The following is a 17,330-nucleotide window of genomic DNA, read 5'->3' as shown; positions in this document are numbered from 1 at the left end:
GCAATTCGGCGCGCCGCCGAAAGACAGCGAAAACCGTCGCCTTTCTCTGTAGAGAAACGGCCTTTGAAGCTGCTACGCGGTTCAGTTGGAATTGCCTCGGGAGCTCACGAGATGACACGCACGTTTGCGGTCGCGGCCGTCGCCCTGCTCGCCACCCTTCATATCGCGGAGGCGGCAGGCACGGCTCCTCTGGACGGTTCTCTGTCGAGCCGGTGCGACCAGGAGAGGGGAAGGGGCATTCAGGATTATGCGTCCGATCCCGCGGCCTCTCTCGTAGTCGAAGTGACGCTGTTCGACAGTGCCAACCGCGTGATCGAACAGGTGCCATTCATTACGCAGCCGAACGCGGAAGTGTCTGCACACTCCGTCGAAAGGCGGAGCTTTGCGCTGGCGGGAAGGGATGGCGCTCCGCTGGCGGTGGTCTGCACCGGGCATGTCACGGCGGTGCGGGTAACGCCCCATACCTCACATGACGCCTCTGTCGAATTGGTGGTTGAGGCTGCATCGCTTCGGCGATCCGACTTGGCGGCGGAACAACGGAAACTGAGCAAGGCGCCGGAGCCGGACCAGGTCCGCGTCGAAGAAACGCTGCGCATGCATGAGGGGGAGCGGGTGGAGCTCAAAGTCGGTGGCAGTGGACCGGTGCGGCGGGTTGCCGTAGCCTTCGGCCGCACCCGTTGATGCCTCCTGATAGTACTGCACACGAACGGGCACGAAGTCAGGTCGTGTGACCTGCTGTGCGGCCGCGAGGTGGGTACTGGCCAGCTCCGACCAGTTTTCAGGTCTGCGGCCCGTTACGGCGTGGATCTGTGGATGAAGAGCAAGGTCCGGCGGTCGGCCGAACATGGTGCTCTTTGTTCGGAGTCGGGATCACTCAGCCGCAACGGCGACATTGCCGGATGGTGCGGTGGCTTTCTCGGATCGTTCTCGCCGGAGCAGCTTCCGCGCGCGCTGCGCGATTGCCCCTTCGGTCCGATGCGGAAGAAAGCACCTTATCTCTTCCAGGGTGGCGCTCTTCCACATCCTGAGGACGAGCATGTCCTCAGCATTCCTCCAGACGTTTTTGGCGTCGCGGCCGGCCACCGAGGTGGCCATGGTGCTTCTGGGGCGGCCAAGACCGGCCAAGCGGGCAGCCCGACGAATCTGCGGCAGCGACTTTCCAGGAAGTCGGCGCATGATGTCCCTGATGCTCACATCTGGTGACGGATAGCTGTCGAGCAACACCAGAAACTCGCCGGTAGACCACCCAGTCGGCAAATCGAGAGAGGTGATGGGAGTGTTGGGTTCACCAGGCTCTGCTTGAGCCAGACAGAGTTCTTCCGCGCGATCGGCGATTGCGATCTGATTGCTCCCGATAGGCACGGCGACGACGTCTGTAAGGCAGGCGCCGGCGGACATCCTTTCCTGCAGCCCACGATCCTCGTCAGGCCGCCACCGCCGAACCGGATTAGCCTGGCGACGAAGCTTCATGCGTCGCGCCTCGGATCGAATGCCGTTCCAACTCCGCTTGGGCAGCAGGACCTGGAGTTGGGTTCGCTCCATAGTCGGGTAATGCTTGCGGATGATTTCTCGTTCTTCGTCAGTTATGTGGCCCATGGCATGCCAGCGTGTGGTTCGTCGTCAAGCGTCACTATAGCGGCTATGGACTGCCCTTCGCGCCGGAGAAAGGCACTGAAAATAACCCCATTTTGGGCCCTCAACAGCGAGCCGAAAAGCGATAAAAATCATCGTCATTTGGCACTAGCGGAACCAAACTCGCTACCGTTATAATCAAGCCACTTTGATTCGTTTGCTTGTAGCAACGACTCTAGTCGGCTTCCATGCATGTTGCTGGAAGCTAGTTGATCTAAAAAGTGCTAGTTGGGCACTATAAATAACCAGCATCCATGTTCTGGAACTCGCCAGAACACATGCATGAAGCGCTCCGCCTTAGGACGTCGCTTCAGCAGATATCGAGGCGCTCCTCTTGAGCGCTTGTCGATGAACATCCCCATCCGGGACCACGCTTCCCGGAAGGGGCGTGGTTTATCTTCCATCATCGTAGTGGAGAGAACCATGACTGTTCTTTTGTCCAACGTCACCAGCAACCTTGAGAACGCTGAGCTGAACGCCCGCTTTGCGGCGGATTGGCAGCGTTACAAGGCTGGCGATGCGAATGTCTGCTTCGTCACCACGAGCGACGAGGACGGCGACATCGCCTACTGGCTGGTGCTGCGAGAACCCTCCGAGATCCTCGTCTACTCGATGGATCTGGATGAGACGATCGAAGCGATCGCCTGGTCGCTCAGCTGCTTCGGCAGCGAGGCGGCAATGCTTGAGCAGTATCCCATGCTCAAGCGGTAAGGACCATCTGTGCGCCCGTGAACCCGGCGCAGTTGGTTGAGCGGCGTGGCCACGCAACGCCAAAAATGGTGCTGCGTGGCGCGTCGTTTCCGCACGACCGCTCGGCCGGCGTTTGTTCGCCGCCGCCTCAGCTTCGGCCCTCTTGGGGGCGCATCACGCGCATCGCGATTTAGCGGGCGTGTAGCAACGAAGGACCCAACCCCAACCGGGGGCGCGCCTGTGCCCCGTGTTGGGCCGTGGTGCGCCTCACTTCTGAAAAGGTGCATCATGGACAATCAAATCACCCTCTCCCCGATCCCCGGCACGTCGGAGTATTTCGCGGCTCGCAAGGTAGCCTTCGCCCTCATTCGTGAGGTCGAGATCGCCAAGCAAACCGCCGAACGGGCTCCGACCTACGTCGCTGGGTGCTGGGACGAGGACAACGAAGACTTTGAGCCGGTCGAGAACACCAAGCCTTGGGATCACCTGGACAAGGTGCAGACGATGGCCAAAGCAGACCGGCTTGTGGTCGAGACCCTCAAGGCACAGAACCGCCTTGATCTCCTGGGTATGTCCCGTTGGGAAGCCGAGGCGATCATTCACGGCGCGCCCGCTGATATCCTGGCCGAGACAACGGTGCTCGTTGCTTGGCAAGGGCTTACCTACCATCAGCCCTGCGCATACGCTCAGCGGTTCGATATCGAACTCGCCCGGCCGCCGCGCAGCGACTGCTATGTCCTGACGAAGACGATCCACTATTCAGGGGTCCGTCCCGGTTTGCTGGGACGCTGGAAGGAAACCACTACCAGCGCTTTCACCGACCGAAATGAGGCTGACAGCGGCTACTGCCATGCCGTCTCGGAAGCCCAATCCTTCGCTCAACAGGTTCGCGGTCGCTACAACCGCGCCGCCTGACCACGCCGGCGTCTCCCGGCGCCATTCATCAGCTCTCCTCCTGGGGCACACGTTGCCCCTCGGGCATGGTGTGCCTCGTCGTCTAACCTAGACGCCAATAGGTGCATCATGACTGACCAGCAGCTGAAATACGTTCCAGCAGATATCCTGCAACGCGTGACCACGGTCCTGCGGGAGCAAGCAGACCGTCCAAGCGCGGGCTTCACCTACAGTGGACCCGGCGCCAAACGGACCGACTTGGAGACGTTGGAAGCGATCCTCGCCAACAACACTCCCCGCCGGCTGGCCATCGTGCTTGACGGCGGCCTTGTCCAGGCCGTCGTCGGTGAGAACCTCCCAGGCAATCTCGGGGTGGCGATCATCGACTACGACACCGAGGGCGCAGACGACGTCGATCTGGCGCGCATCCGCCAATCCGACGGGTCCGATGCCGAGGCAATCGTGACGCTTTCGGCCATCGACCCCCCTGGCATCGACCTCAATAGCGTGTTCAGCAGCGTGACCTGATCGGCACGCTCTCCCGAGCTCGCAACCACAGCCGGCTCCGGCCGGTCGCCACAGCTACATTCCCCAGTCGGGGCGCGCTTCGCCCCAACAAGGGGAGTGGTGCGCCTCACCCACAGACAAGGTGCATCATGAAAAAGCTGACCAAGTTCATCGGGCTGACCGCACAGTTCCTCTACGAAGTGTCGGATGGCAAGCTCTTCAGCAAGCCGCCGGCGCCTGTCGTTGTGACGGAGCGCACGGTCTACACGGGTGAGACCCTCCAGCTCAAACGGCAAGCTTCGCTCGCCGGCGGGTACTACCGGGTCTTTCTCAAGCCGACCACCGAAGGCGTCCGCCAGTGGTTCAGTCCTCGTCTGAACCGTGAGGATGCCGTTGCGACTTTCTCGCGCATGGCGCGGCGGCTCGCCTGAACGTCAATCCGCGCCGTCCGGCTCCTCCTGGGGGTCGGGCGGCGTCATCCCCAAGCGGGGCACATGATGCCCCATACGGGGAGCGTGTGCCCCAACCACGAGATCGCACATGCAACAGCAGTCCATCACACTGCATAAGGTCATCGGGCCGTTCTTCGACATCTTCAACTGCCTGCTGCCAGCGTGGCACGTCGTCATCGAGGTTCTCTCAACGGGCGAAGTGTTCCACTTCGTGGTCTATGGGGAATCCCGAGACGACGCATGGGACGCAATAGATGGTGCTCTCGGCGCCGGGAAGGCGTTGAACGATGGCCGGAAGATATCAACGGCCGACCGGGCCATTTGGATCAATGCACTCCCGCCGGGGCGGACCCGTCCGCAAGGCACCGAGCGTGTCGTCATCGTGTACGGCGTCACGCCCTACGATGGGGAGTTTCGTTGGTTCGTGACCGTCACCGCTGAGGGAGGCAAACCTCGCTCCATTAAGGAACGGTGGCCGCGGTCATACTTAACTGCGGCGACGGCGCTCCGGGAAGCCAAACTGAAGGCGGAAGAGCAAGCGGCGCTGTATGGAGCCGGCTGGCAGGTGACCGTCACAGGCCCGAGCGTACTCGCGGCGGCTGCTACGTAAAAGGGGGAAGGATGATGCAGAGTGTCACCATTCAGACCCTCGACGACGACGGCAACATCATCAGCGAGGAGACGTCGGGTGTGGTTCGGATCACCGACACCAGCCAGTTCCAGGACATGCTCAACCTCATGCAGACGGGGTTGAGTTTTGAGGAGGCCGCGGCGCGGATCGAGGCCGCCTGAGGTCGCCCATACCATCGCCCCGGATCGGGAGGCGCTGCCTTCGAATCCGCGGGTGTTAACCCGCTGTGGTCTCGGTGTTCTGCATGGACTCCGAGACCACAGCACTCTTTCGTTTGTTCATCCCGGCCGGTCGATAGGAAGTGCGGGGCATGCCTATCCAGGCAAAGACGACGCACAGCCGCTGCTGCGCCCCATGCGTGTCCAGCTTTATCGAACTGCGCACGCCCGAGAAAGACATCGATTTCCCGCGCCTTTCGGCGGCGCGAAGGAGGGGCCTGGAAAGGTAGCTTTGCGGACATGACGATACGCTCCGCCCTCATCAGCACCACTGCCGCCTTGCTCGCTGGCTCGATGGCTTTTTCTGCGTCGGCCCAGCAGCAGGCACAGTCCGCGGGCTTCTTCGGCGATCGGGAGCGCGGCTGGTTCTGGTATGAGGTCCAGCCGGAGCCCGACGAGGAACCGCCGCCCCCGAAAAAGGAAGAGCCCGCACTGCCGCCAGCGGCGGCGACCCCACCACCACCACCTCCTCCTCCTCCGCCTCCGCAGCCCCTGGAGCAGCCAAAGGTCCCGGAACCGCCCGCCTTCGGCTCGGCCGCTTGGCTACGGGAGAACCTTCCCAAGTACCGGGACCGTGCGCTGGATGACCCCAGCGCCGAGAACGTGCGCGCCTACTACGTCATTCAGCGGCTCGCCATGGACAAGGCTTCGGCTTTCACGGATATGGCTCAGCGCGTTGTCGTGGGCGATCCGCTGTTGGATGAGACAGGCCGTCGTCCGACCGCGACCTTTGCCGCGAACGAGATGAACGCCGTGGCTGGGGAGGCCACCGACGCGGAGCTGAAGGAGATCGCGCAGCAGGCCGGCATTTGGTTCTTCTACCGGGGCGATTGCGTCTACTGCGACAAGCAGGCGCCGGTCCTCGAGATGCTGGAACGCGCCTATGGCTTCCACATCACGCCGATCAGCCTTGATGGAAAACCCCTGCCTGGTGGACAGTTTCCGAACTTCCGGGCGGATACTGGGCAGGCTGCAAAGCTGGGCGTGGAGCGCACGCCGACCCTGGTCCTGGTCCGCCCGCCGGAAGGCGTTCAGACCATCGCCCGCGGTGTCCTATCGCTGCACGAGCTGCGGCGGCGCATCCTCACCGGCGCCCTCAACGCAGGCTGGATCGACCAGAAAGCGTTCAACAAGACCCGTGCCGTCGACAACGGGCCAATGCTGCCCGCGAAGATCGATATGCCTCCTGAGATCGCCGCCGACCCCGCTCAACTCGTCAACCACCTTCGTTCCATGGTGAGGCAATGATCAAGATCGCCCGCAAGATAGTCGCTGCGGTAACAATAGGCGCGTGCCTCACCGTCACGGCGACGCCGGTACAGCTGCAGGCCGCCGGTCTGCATAGCCAGATGGACTCGCTGTTCGGCGCCATGAGCAACACGACTGCTCCTGGCGTTTGGGAGACGCAGCGGCGCGGCGTTTTCGCCGGCGGGCAGTTTACTGCCAAAAACCGGATCATGAACGAGAACTTGATTTCGTTCGTACCGCCGAGCTTTGAAGCAGGCTGCGGAGGAATCGATCTGTTCGGCGGCTCGTTCAGCTTCATCAACGCCGACCAATTCGTGCAGCTGATGCGCGGCATTGCCGCAAACGCCGCCGGCTACGCATTCCAACTTGCGCTGGGTTCTATGTGTCAGGACTGCGCGGCGATCATTGAGCAGATCCAGAAGAAGATCCAGGAACTCAACCAGTTCTTTGGCAACAGTTGCCAATTGGCGCAGGGTATCGTCAATGACACCTTGGGCGCGGCGCTGAAGAAGCAGGAAACCGAGGCGTCAAAGATCAGCTTCAAGAAGGGCATTGGTGACATCTTCGAATCCTGGACGGCATCTGGCGGCAAGGGCCCGCCCCAGCAAGCCGCGGAAAACGCACCGGATGACTTTGCCCAGAAGGTTAAGGGCAACATCGTCTGGCGGGCACTCAAGAAGCATGCCGTTAGCGCATGGTTCACGGGCGGAGACGAGGACATGCTCGAGGCCATGATGAACATCGCCGGTACGGTTATCGTGGGCGATCTGGAAGATGCTGGAGACGGTAAGAAGGCACCGCGATACACTCCCGTCACTGGGTCGAAGATCAGCTTTAAAGATATCATGGAAGGAACTAATGGAGTTCCGATAAAGATCATGCGCTGCGACACTAAGGCGGCAGATGGGTGTCTAAATCTGTCATCGCAGCCCGTCGTGCTCAAGGGCTTCCGTAAAATGATTTCTGAGAAGATGCTTGAAGGAAGCGGGGGAACGCCGGGACTGGTTTATCGTATTGCCAGCAATCAAGGCTCTCTAACCGAAGCGGATAGGGCGTTTCTGTCACCCCAACGCTACCACCTTGCCAGCATGATTTTCAGGCTAGCAAAGCAGGGACAAGCAGGCGCTGTCGCCTTGGCAGAGCAAGCAATTCCACATCTCGCATATGAGATGGCTGCTCTCATGATTGAAGATATGATCAAGGCGGTAGATGCCGCAGCAACAACTTCCGATGAACCACACGCCAAGCAGCTGAGCGAAATTCTAAAAAACTCAAAGGAATCATTTAGAAACGAGCAAAGACTTATGCGGGGGCAGATCGGTGATCCAACCGACGTCTATCGAAACTATCTCGTGATTTTAGATATTACTCGGAAGGTGCGTTACGCAGCGACCGGGAATTTCGGCAGGGAATAGAAAAATGTGGAATATCAACAGCATCGGAGATAGCGGGTTCCTTGCAGAGATCCTGAACAGCATTGCGATGATTGTGGGGACGGGTGAGTTTTATGCTGTCGCCCAAATTGGCCTTTTGCTTGGAGCGCTACTCGTGAGTTTCCAGGCAATTGGTGGTGGTGCAAGGGTGATAGAGTGGCAAAAAATATTTCTGGGCTGGGTGGTCTTCTCGCTGCTCTTTGGTCCATCTACCACCGTCACAATCACGGATTCGTACAAAGGTGAAGTGCGGCCGGTGGCAAATGTTCCAATTGGTGTCGCCGCAGTCGGTTCCACGATCTCCGAAATCGGTTACCAACTCACCGTCCTTTTCGAGCAAGGATTCTCTGCACCAGCGATGACTGGGCATGGCTATGGCCACGCCATGGAAGTCCTAAAAAAAATCCGGGTTACGACCGGCGAACCTTCCATGCTCGGACCAGCCAATAAACTTAACGGCGGCAACTCAGATTTTGTTCGGTCGTGGACGAATTACGTTAGTTACTGCACCACTATTGGTCTTGGGTCGGAAACAGTCAGCGTGAGAGACATCTACGACTCACGCGATATCGTGAACGCGCTGAAGTTTGACTCAAGAGTCTGGACTGTGGACCTCTGGATTGATGCGAGCAGTCCAAAAACATATGACTGCACTGATGCCCATGTGGTCTTGGCAGCGGCAACTAGGGACTTCACGCAGAAGTATATGCGAATGGTTCTCCCAGGCATTCTCAACGTGTTGGAGCATGACGTGCCTGGGACTATTGGGAACGCGCTTCTTGCGATTGGTATTGACGCTATTTCGGCCGAGCAGTACGTCACGCTTTCCGTCCTCCAGCCTATTTTTGAGAATGGAGCGGTAATGCGCTCGGAGGAGGATCGGGCTTTCACCTACGCAAAGTTCATAGAGGACGCAAAGAACCAGCGGGCAGTATCGTGGATGGGCGAAGCATCAATGTTCAGAAGTATTGTGCGGCCCATGTTGACATTTCTCGAAGGTTTTACATATGCCGTGACACCGATAATGGGCTTCTTGGTCGTGATTGGGCCTTTTGGCATCACAGTTGCCGGAAAATACCTTCTCACATTGCTCTGGATCCAACTTTGGATGCCGGTGCTGGCAATCGTCAATTTGTATATGCACATGAGTTTGGCGGGGAGGATGGCGGCACTCGACGGTGCTGGTTACTACATTGACTCGATGAGTGGCCTTCTCGTCGCTGACGGCGCGCTTCAGAAGTGGATCTCAACTGGGGAGATGCTGGCGTCATCGGTCCCAGCGTTGACGCTTATGCTTGTTTATGGTGGGTCAGTCGCTGCGACGCATCTCGCCGGCCGCCTCCAGGGGGGTGACTTCCTCAAAGAGGATAAGGTGGCTCGCGACACGTTCAATGCCGCGCCCAAATACCAGGTGGCACCGTCCTATACTGTTGATCCGAGTCGCGTCACGATGGCCAGCGGGGCTGACCAGATGTTGACGTCCTTCAACGTCGGCTCGCTGGCGCAGAGTGCGGAGTCGTCGACCAAGAGTGTCGCCGACGCTAAGACGCAAACATTCGCCAGGAACCTTGCATCGACAGTCGGCACCCAAGCTGTCGAGCAATATCAGCATGGGCACAGCGAATTGTTCAAGTCGGGATCCGCATTTCAGGGTAGCAAGAGCTACGAATTGGTCTCGAGCAGCATGAGGGGTGTGACTGATAAGTATGCTCGGGGGGATGAGTCCAGAACCCAACTCATTAATGCCGCCGCATTTGAGTATGGCGTCACCGGTGAATTCAGTCCGAAAATATTGAAGGCCCTGGGGAAGGCATTTGGTGGCGGGGTAGGCGCTGCTGGTGGTGCCAAGGCAACTGACCAAATGAGCGGGACAGCTGGTCAGTCAGCTGCTGCGCAGATCGAAGCGGCGATCAAACTCCAATACGGCCGTAATGATAAGCTCAGCGGTGCGCTGACTGAAACTGCATTGCGCGAGGCTGCTGATACGACTCAGAACGGCTTCACCCACAGCCTTTCGGAAGGCCACCAGAAGACGCTGAGCGAAAGTGCCCAACAGGCTCTAAGCGCCCAGGAAGCGTACCAGAAGGCAGACAGCCTTGCTCGGTCCTTCGGAACCAGCCAGACGCTCTCCGCGGGCCAAGCAGTCAATTCGATTAATCAGCAACATGGTGGAAGAGAGCGGCTTGAAGCCGAATTGGAGCGTCGGAACCTGACAGGCGCACGTGACGCACTGGTCCGTATGGACGAGCGGACGGGGGGAGCAATCACAAAGGCCTTTGGCAACAGAGAAGACGCTATCACTTACGCGGGCCTAATGACCTTGAACAATCAGAACAAGATGCCCGGAGGCTCCGCAAGTTCCACCGCCGAAGCGGCCGACAGGAAAGCCGCGCTGCTTGGGTTGCTCTCGGGCGCAACAAATCACAATAGCGGTCCCATGGGTGATCCATCCCGTAACGCGCATCTTGAAGGAACCGCTGCAGGAATACCGGAGCCGCGGGCGGAAGTTGAACGGGTGGTTGGGAGTAAGCCCGTCCCTGCCTTTGGTCAGGTGAAGGACCGGGTCGGGCAAAAGACGCCCGAGCAGATTGATCAGGAAGGTGCCTCTGGAGGAAGGCCGCAGCCGCGAACGGAACCTCAAGGTACCGATGGCGCCAACCCCAGCCCCGTTATTAGCCAGACTAACAGCGGTGGCGCCCCCGGTATGCCTACGAGGGCTGACCTCGAAAAGCGATATAACCAAACCCAGGATCGGCATAAAAAAGAAGCGAACGAGCGTGAGCTTAATAAAGGTGTCGATGGTGTCTATGAAAGGACCAAGGAGCGGGTGCACGATAATTTGGCGCCTGCAATTGAACGCTTTAACAAGTCCCTGGTTAGAGACGTATACTCAATAACCCAGCACGATCCTGGTCGAATGACCGGCTTCGACGTGGAACCCAGATCGACGCAGGCTCCGCCAGCCAACAGCACACCTGCGGCACCGAGCAGCGCTCCTCCCTTGATGCAAGGGAACGGGCACCCTCCAACAGACGACGCCAAGGCGGCTCCTGTGCCGACACAGGCTTTGCCGTCCACTAGCGCACCTGCGGCACCGAGCAGCGCTCCTCCTTTGATGCAAGGGGGCGGGTACCTCCCAACAGATGACGTTGAGGCGGCTGCCCCGCCAAAGCAACCGTCGACTGGAGCCGGTGGAAGTAGGCCACCAGGAGCTTTGGCTCAAGGGCGTGGAAAATAACCGGCGTTGGTCGTCGGGTTTCTGACTAGTGCTAATCACAGTGCCCGGCGTCGAACACCGACGGCCGGGCGCTTCTAATCTCCGCGTACAACAATTCGCGACGGTTTACGTTGGAAGGCGGGTCGAAATCCGACGTAGACGGAGCCGAAGCATCGATATTTTGTGTAGGAGCTATTGCATTTAGGGGGAGAGCAGGTACGATTGTCGTATGGTGACGGTGTGAGTTCGTCGCTGTACAGATTGGACAATGGCTATGTTGGATTTCCTCTCCGGCCTCCGGCCCCTCGAACTCCTCCTCCTGGGTCATTTCTCGCTTCTGTTCCTCGGCTTTGGCGTCAGTGCGTTGAAGTTGCTTTCGCGCCGCTCCTCGTCGCACGGTCGTCCATTTGCAGTGGCTGCGGAGGAGAGACCTCGGCGAACTGAGTTGCCGTACATAAACGTGGCCTCCGCTTTGCCGACGGAGAACTATGGCTGTCAGGTCAACGGCATCAATCTCAGCCGCAGCCTTCTCGACTAATCCGCCTTTAGCTGTCCCAGCCGACCACGCCCGGATCCTTAGGAGCCGGGCATTTCTTTTTGGTGAGTGGTATGAGGATGGGCCGCCGACACGATGATCAAGGCGCTGAAGTCGTGCGCTTGACCTCACAGTGGATCGTCGGCTTACGCAATGCCCGGCCGGCCTCGTCGCTTCAAACCGGCCGAGTGCTCGGCAGGCGCGATAGGTGATCTGGGCAGTCCCCCACGCATCTCGCCTTCCGACGTGGACAACCGCGGACGATGGTCCTATCTCGGTTGGGGCCAAACGTCCGTAGCCGGCCAGCTGGCAAAGGCGTTGGGGATGATCGGAGTGACTGCCAGGAGCATGCCAGAGCACCTGTACAGCACTTGCGTCATGAGCCCTGCCTGTGACGTGTGAGGCCGTGCACCGCCAGAGTACCGCTAGTGACCTTCGCCATGCCTCTCAAGTGAAAGATGGAAATCGTGCGGCTGGGATGAAGCGTGACCTCACCATCATCACTAGGACAGCAGTCGTGGCCGGTACGGTGCTTCGACCAGGGCTAGGTGACTCCCCCCATGACCGCTATGCGCGGAAATGCCCTCGATGAAGTTAACGACATATTAAGCAACGCGGAAGCGGATCGCCCAAGAGTATTGCCGTTAACCATCCTCGCGTGAGGACCTATCAATAGAAGTTCGAGAAGCTGCGGTTACTGGGCGCTCATCCATGTCGATAGTTTGCCGAATGCGCCATCAGCAACACGGAAGCCGTGGCCCATTTTGACGCAGGCGATTTGGCATGCCTGCTCAATGTCGTGATCCGACACAGGAAATTGCCTCGAAATTCGATTTATTACTTGAATGCCTTCAAAAGTTGCGTGATAACGCAATCGTTCGAGGTATCACGCGCATCTAAAAGGCGTAGGCACACGATGTTGCCGGTTGAACATCACGATTTGGCGCCAGGGAAGCCGGCGTCGTCGCAGAGAAAGCGGCGCCTGATGGGCGCCGGCTTAGCTATCGCCGCGGTCATGATGGCCGCAGTGAGCTCACCGGCTGCCGCTTTCAGTCTTTCTGGCACTGCCTGGGAAGCTGCAGCAGCAGAGGAGGGGATTGATCCCTACCTGCTGTTCTCTGTGGCGCTGGTTGAAAGCGCCAAGCATGAGAACCGCTTCGCCCGTCCCTGGCCTTGGGCGCTCAACGGCCCAAAGGGCAATTTCTATGGTGACGATCGTCGCGAAGCCGAGCGTCACCTTCGGAGCCTACCGTCAGCCGAGCTGAAACGTACAGCCATCGGCATGATGCAGGTTTATGTCGGCGCCCACGGAAAGCGCGTTACGGACCCAGCCGACCTTCTGGACCCGAAGCTCAATTTGCGTATGGGAGCGACCATCCTGCGCGAGAGCATTGCATCAAAGCCTGGTGACCTTGCGCTTGGCATCGGACGATACAACGCATGGCAGAACGAATCCGCGGCGCGAGCCTACGGACAGCGTGTGCTCGCCGTTCATCAGCGCCTCAAACAACTGACCGGAAGCGGCCTTTCCGTGTCCTCGCTCTGGAACGATTGAACCATGACCAACAAGTTTGCTGAGGACTTTCGTGATCTGAACCGGCACATGCTGCTTCTGCTCCAGCGTGTTGCGCGAGAAGACCTGGGTGAGGCGACTGCCCGTTTTGGCGTCACGCGCGCCTTTGCGGAAGACATTCGAGACGTGAGCATCAGCAAACTTCAGGAAATGGCGTCGGGATCGCTGTTCCTTTTTCAGCCGCGTTCAATGATGCCCGACGTTCTTGAAAATGGTGCGGCGCCGGCAAAGCACATCGCGCTCCTGCGCTCCGTTTCCGTGCGTCAAGCTTGAGGGCCGCCGCTCATGAACCGCTTATCTCAACATGCTCAAATGGCCCTGGCGATCAAGCTGATGGTGTTTGGCGTCCGGACGTCGATCGTCCAGCTTCACACGGGCATCTCCGCACCGATTCTGCGAGCTCTTTACCGTGAGATCAACAACGGCGAAGCTCCCGTATCAGGCCAGATGTCCGAGTCAGACGGTGTGGTTGGCACCCGCCACGACGTGATCGAAGCCAGCCTGTTCTTGAACCTGTACGTCCACGTCGGCACCGAAACGGTCTTTCGGACAATCAACATCGACGCTCTGATCCGTGCCTATAGTCTGTTTCTAGAGTTTCGTGCTGAGGCGGGATTGGCCTCCGCCCCGAAGATCGGACCCACAGAGGCGTGGATCCTGGTCCGTGATCTCCGCATCCGCGATCTCTCGCTGCGCTCGTGTGAGTGCGGCTGCACCTACGCTGTGGTTCATAAGCATCGCCTGCTACCTCGGTGTCCGGCGTGCGGGACCGACAATGAGCCGGCCATACATACCTCGGAAAGCGCAACCCGGATCGGGCGGTCGACCGCCAGTGTCTCGTCTGCGCGCGTTTGCTTTTCCGACGAAGCCGACAGGTCCTCGAAACCCCTCAACGTTAGGTCGGTCTCCACAAGCGCCAACCCATCCTGATAGTCCACCGGAGCGGACAGGGGGGCACATGGGCTACGGGAACTCGGGCAGGAACTGTAACGATCAACAATGGTCGACGCTCCCGTCTTGTGCCACACGCCCGCAGATTTAAACCCCGTTTCCAGAACTGCCAGCCTGTGGCTGCTATCCCTTTATCCGGGCGCTGATCGCGGCGTGTGGGATGACGACAGCAACTGGGTCTTCGAGGCGACCGATCGACTGCGCCTGGACGGCCATGATGCCGATCTGCGCGGCGCCGATATTGCCCCGCTTTACCGATCGGACCTGCGCCTCATCGGGACCAAGGCAACTCGCGTAGATGATTGCCGCCTGTCATCCTGTTTCGCGCCGTTCATGAAGGCTAACCGGTGGATTTGCCTCGGCCAAAGGCGTTGGCAGCAGGACGGCGGCGACTGGATGCGCTTCACCACGGCCGAGCATTGGCAGGAGGGCGCGTAGGATGCCGTCCACGCCCCCGGCACTCTCGCCTGGCTCGCGGGGCGCTTTCGGCAGCCATCCACCGATCTAGGGTGCGATACCATGGTCGGCAGCCTGGCGCACGGTGCTTCCGATTGAACACTCGTGACGGCCGCGGTCCAAGGCTGTTGGATTGAACGTCACCCTGTAGTTCGCGACCGCTCGACGACAGAGGGAGGAGTGCCATGCCATTGCCGCGGGCAGAGAAGGACCGTCGACGCGAGCAGGTCAAGGCGCGCCGACGGGAGACCTTCGACCGAATCCTCGCCGCTCTGGAAGTCCTGCAGGCCGCCGGCGTGCCGGGTCGCCTTGTATGGCCCATAGACGACGACCGACCTATCCAGCTGCTTGTGAATGCTCAGGACATGCCGGCTCGTGCCCTTGCCGCCAGAGTGGCCCGGCGGTCCTTGGGCGATGCACATCATACGATAGCCTACACCGGAGATCTCGGCACTGAAGCGCTTGAGGCAATGATGGCGACCTCCCTACCACTGGAGGCCCTGTACCGCCATTTGGGCTGATGGCATGGGCGTAACCTTCTGCGGCGCTCAGGAGCGTTTTAAAACGCCAGTTGTTGCTAGCGATGCTTCCTGCTGCCCATTGTTGCAGTCGTCAACCTGACCGCCGATCAGCAGGAAGGCGAGCGGCCGATCGCGCGGTTCGTTAAGGGCGTGGATTTTGGTGGTTGATCCGTCATGGGGACGTCCGATGGCCTGGGCTCGCTCCCCCCCTTTGCCGCTACTCGCCGAACGATGTGCACGCACGGCCGTGGAACCGATCATCACCTGGGCGGGTGGGCCACCGGCCGCCAAGGCATGCAGGGCGTCCTCCCGCATGCCATGGCCGCCCAACAGACGGAGCGGTTGTAGAGCGTCTTGCGGGGCCCCTTTACCGGTGGAACACCCGCCCAGCGCCCAACCGACTTCAGCACACGGAGGAGTCCGCTGATCACACCACGATCATCCATGCGTGGCTTGCCGAGGGTATCACGCGGAAGGTGCGGCTCAAGCCGCCCAAGCTGCTCCACCGTCACCCAGAACTGACCGTCGCTCAGCTCAAAGCCCTCTTCTAGGGCGTTGAACCACAACGCTCCCATCCAGAAGAGGCCCTTTATGGGTCGAGATCCTATGCTGGGAGGACACCCGACGAGGCATGAACTTCTCCTTAGGCGTCCTGAGCGCTCTCACCGCTGGCCGCTGGACGAAACAGCCTGCCCGGCGCCGGTGCGAAACCGCGTCGTAATTCAATGGCTGCAGTAATTGACCCCGCTTCCTCTCATCAGGCGCTTTCCAAGCTCTTCAGAGCCTTGCGCCTCAGGCGTCCCAGCTTCGGGTCTGGTGTCGCTGTCGATACCGCGATCGGCATCGGGGCGGCAGGAACCGCCGCACCCACTAGGCCCGCGTTGATCTCGCGTCTGCGATAAAGCCCCTGCATTGCAAGACCACGGATAAACTCAGCGCGGTCTCTGGACGGCAGACGCTCTAGCTCCTCGCTTAGCTCGGCGCAGGCGCGTGTGATGACCAGGACGACTCTCATTGGACAGCTGCGCTCCAGAAGCCGCGGACGTTCGCCAGGACCGGATCTTGGGGCAGCACGACCCGGCTCTTGGGGAAGAGGTCGCGGGCCGCCGCTTCATAGGCCAGGGCACCGCCGCCGACGATCAGCACGATGTCTACCGCGCGATCGTTGGCGCGGAGCTGCTGCTTCATTTCCTTCAGGGCCTCGACTGCAACACGCTGTGCCGCTTTATCCATGTACTGCGCCAGCTCGACCGGGGTGCCGAACACCGGGACCGAGGTCTTGCCCTGACGTACCGCCTGCTCCAGCCGATCCATGCCGGCGCTGCCTCCATGGTCCTCCTGGATGAGGCCGTTTGCCGTCTCGATCAGAACCGACATCGCCCGCTTGGAGGTGCCGCTGCTGGCCTTGCGGATCTCGCCCTCCTCGATGGCGATCCAATCCACCGAGAAGAAGCCGGGATCGATCACCATGATCCGTGACTCTTCAAGCTCCGCGGCGTCCTCGACCGTGTTCAGCAGGTCCAGGTAAGCGCCGAAGGGCTGAGGAACGACCAGCGTGTTCTTCACTGTGATCGTCCGGCCGGCGGTGACCTGATGCTCGCCGGTCAGGCGGTCTGAAAGGCGTGCCCGGAGATCCTTGTCGAGAAACTGGGAGACCGGCAGGCCGGTAATAAGCTGGTCCACCGTGTCGTGCTCGCCCATGAGGAGGGCAGCGTGGAACAGTGCGCGGTAGGCATCGGAGGCGGGGTAGTCGGCGTGCAACTCGCGAACCGAGGTCTCAAGCCGAGCCTGATCCACACCTGCAGCCCACTTTTCACCGTTGACGTTCACGACAAGAGCGTCGGTGTCACCGTCTGCCTTTCCCATCCGCAATGGGAGGTCTGACAGGCGGCCAGCGCCGGCGGGCAACACCCGTGTGACGGCAGGCTTGGCCAGTACGTTGTCCGACACCTTTCCGAAGGCGAGTTTGAGGTTCGAATACCCAATGTCGAGCCCGATGGCGAACATGGCGGCACATTCCCGGAAGTTGCTCTGGCGGTTCACTGCAGGAACCTATGAGCCATGCTAGCAACTTCGAAGCGCTCGGCGCGCCGCCGAAAGACGACGGAAATCGACGTCTTTCTCGGGTGCTGGGTGCAAGGAGTCTCTGGCGGTGCTCTGGCGGTACACTGGCGGCAGCCGAGGGTAAAGCTGCCGCTATCATTCCTCCCGGCCGGCTGTTTGGCGGTGGCAATCGGAGGAGCACGCGGCGCTGAAGGGCAGGGCGGAGTGTTCCAAAGTCACGCGAAGCGATGCAAGTACAGAAGTCCATTGGCATTGGAGTGGCATCGGTGCCAATCGTCATTGGCACCGATGCCGTAGAAATTGGAGAA

The 17,330-nt window shown here is 60.0% G+C and carries 17 protein-coding genes and 1 pseudogene; 15 read left to right on the top strand and 3 right to left on the bottom strand.

Annotated features, from left to right (window positions below):
* Positions 1-111: 111 nt before the first annotated feature.
* The gene (locus ABNQ40_RS35075) at positions 112-681 is read left to right on the top strand and encodes a hypothetical protein (protein ID WP_377806693.1); all 570 of its coding nucleotides are present in this window, start codon (positions 112-114) and stop codon (positions 679-681) included.
* Between the two features lie 189 nt (positions 682-870).
* Here ABNQ40_RS35075 and ABNQ40_RS35070 read toward each other — a convergent pair whose 3' ends face one another.
* On the bottom strand, positions 871-1,470 hold the full coding sequence (locus ABNQ40_RS35070; protein ID WP_377806694.1) for a hypothetical protein: 600 nt from the start codon (positions 1,468-1,470) through the stop codon (positions 871-873).
* 585 nt (positions 1,471-2,055) lie between these two features.
* Between ABNQ40_RS35070 and ABNQ40_RS35065 the strand changes: the two genes are divergently transcribed.
* The 14 genes from ABNQ40_RS35065 to ABNQ40_RS35000 all read left to right on the top strand — a co-directional run bounded on the left by ABNQ40_RS35065 (position 2,056) and on the right by ABNQ40_RS35000 (position 14,419).
* Positions 2,056-2,343, top strand: a complete 288-nt coding sequence (locus ABNQ40_RS35065) for a hypothetical protein (RefSeq protein WP_377806695.1) — start codon at positions 2,056-2,058, stop codon at positions 2,341-2,343.
* A 267-nt stretch (positions 2,344-2,610) separates the two neighbouring features.
* Positions 2,611-3,237, top strand: coding sequence for a hypothetical protein (locus ABNQ40_RS35060; protein ID WP_377806696.1), 627 nt, complete (start codon positions 2,611-2,613; stop codon positions 3,235-3,237).
* 108 nt (positions 3,238-3,345) lie between these two features.
* Entirely contained in the window at positions 3,346-3,744 is a 399-nt protein-coding gene (locus tag ABNQ40_RS35055) for a hypothetical protein (RefSeq protein ID WP_377806697.1), read from the top strand.
* A 128-nt stretch (positions 3,745-3,872) separates the two neighbouring features.
* Positions 3,873-4,154: a hypothetical protein gene (locus tag ABNQ40_RS35050; protein ID WP_377806698.1), complete on the top strand. Its 282-nt coding sequence runs from the start codon at positions 3,873-3,875 to the stop codon at positions 4,152-4,154.
* A gap of 109 nt (positions 4,155-4,263) precedes the next feature.
* Positions 4,264-4,785, top strand: a complete 522-nt coding sequence (locus ABNQ40_RS35045; protein ID WP_391349761.1) for a hypothetical protein — start codon at positions 4,264-4,266, stop codon at positions 4,783-4,785.
* Between the two features lie 11 nt (positions 4,786-4,796).
* Entirely contained in the window at positions 4,797-4,967 is a 171-nt protein-coding gene (locus tag ABNQ40_RS35040) for a hypothetical protein (RefSeq protein ID WP_377806701.1), read from the top strand.
* A 297-nt stretch (positions 4,968-5,264) separates the two neighbouring features.
* The gene (gene traF / locus ABNQ40_RS35035) at positions 5,265-6,272 is read left to right on the top strand and encodes a conjugal transfer protein TraF (protein WP_377806702.1); all 1,008 of its coding nucleotides are present in this window, start codon (positions 5,265-5,267) and stop codon (positions 6,270-6,272) included.
* Positions 6,269-7,687 carry a conjugal transfer protein TraH gene (locus ABNQ40_RS35030; protein WP_377806703.1) on the top strand — a complete coding sequence of 473 codons (1,419 nt, stop codon included), beginning with the start codon at positions 6,269-6,271 and terminating at the stop codon, positions 7,685-7,687. Before traF ends, ABNQ40_RS35030 begins: the two co-directional genes overlap by 4 nt.
* A gap of 4 nt (positions 7,688-7,691) precedes the next feature.
* Positions 7,692-10,943: a conjugal transfer protein TraG N-terminal domain-containing protein gene (locus ABNQ40_RS35025; protein WP_377806704.1), complete on the top strand. Its 3,252-nt coding sequence runs from the start codon at positions 7,692-7,694 to the stop codon at positions 10,941-10,943.
* Between the two features lie 253 nt (positions 10,944-11,196).
* A complete protein-coding gene (locus tag ABNQ40_RS35020; protein WP_377806705.1) occupies positions 11,197-11,460 on the top strand; it encodes a hypothetical protein in 264 nt (87 codons plus the stop codon).
* A 751-nt stretch (positions 11,461-12,211) separates the two neighbouring features.
* The gene (locus ABNQ40_RS35015) at positions 12,212-13,012 is read left to right on the top strand and encodes a transglycosylase SLT domain-containing protein (protein WP_377806706.1); all 801 of its coding nucleotides are present in this window, start codon (positions 12,212-12,214) and stop codon (positions 13,010-13,012) included.
* 3 nt (positions 13,013-13,015) lie between these two features.
* On the top strand, positions 13,016-13,303 hold the full coding sequence (locus ABNQ40_RS35010) for a flagellar transcriptional regulator FlhD (RefSeq protein ID WP_377806707.1): 288 nt from the start codon (positions 13,016-13,018) through the stop codon (positions 13,301-13,303).
* Between the two features lie 12 nt (positions 13,304-13,315).
* The gene (locus tag ABNQ40_RS35005; protein WP_391349757.1) at positions 13,316-13,960 is read left to right on the top strand and encodes a FlhC family transcriptional regulator; all 645 of its coding nucleotides are present in this window, start codon (positions 13,316-13,318) and stop codon (positions 13,958-13,960) included.
* 69 nt (positions 13,961-14,029) lie between these two features.
* On the top strand, positions 14,030-14,419 hold the full coding sequence (locus ABNQ40_RS35000; RefSeq protein ID WP_377806710.1) for a hypothetical protein: 390 nt from the start codon (positions 14,030-14,032) through the stop codon (positions 14,417-14,419).
* 614 nt (positions 14,420-15,033) lie between these two features.
* Here the strand turns inward: ABNQ40_RS35000 and ABNQ40_RS34995 are convergent.
* Together ABNQ40_RS34995 and ABNQ40_RS34990 are read right to left on the bottom strand one after the other, a co-directional pair.
* Positions 15,034-15,491 (bottom strand): annotated as a pseudogene (locus ABNQ40_RS34995) (transposase); the annotation flags it as partial.
* Between the two features lie 478 nt (positions 15,492-15,969).
* Positions 15,970-16,965: a plasmid stability protein StbA gene (locus ABNQ40_RS34990; protein WP_377806711.1), complete on the bottom strand. Its 996-nt coding sequence runs from the start codon at positions 16,963-16,965 to the stop codon at positions 15,970-15,972.
* Between the last annotated feature and the right edge of the window lie 365 nt (positions 16,966-17,330).

This window comes from Azospirillum sp. A23 (assembly GCF_042938965.1).
Classification (GTDB): domain Bacteria; phylum Pseudomonadota; class Alphaproteobacteria; order Azospirillales; family Azospirillaceae; genus Azospirillum; species Azospirillum melinis.
The sequence above is the reverse complement of the archived record's forward strand: the minus strand, read 5'-3'. Positions and strand labels throughout refer to the sequence as shown.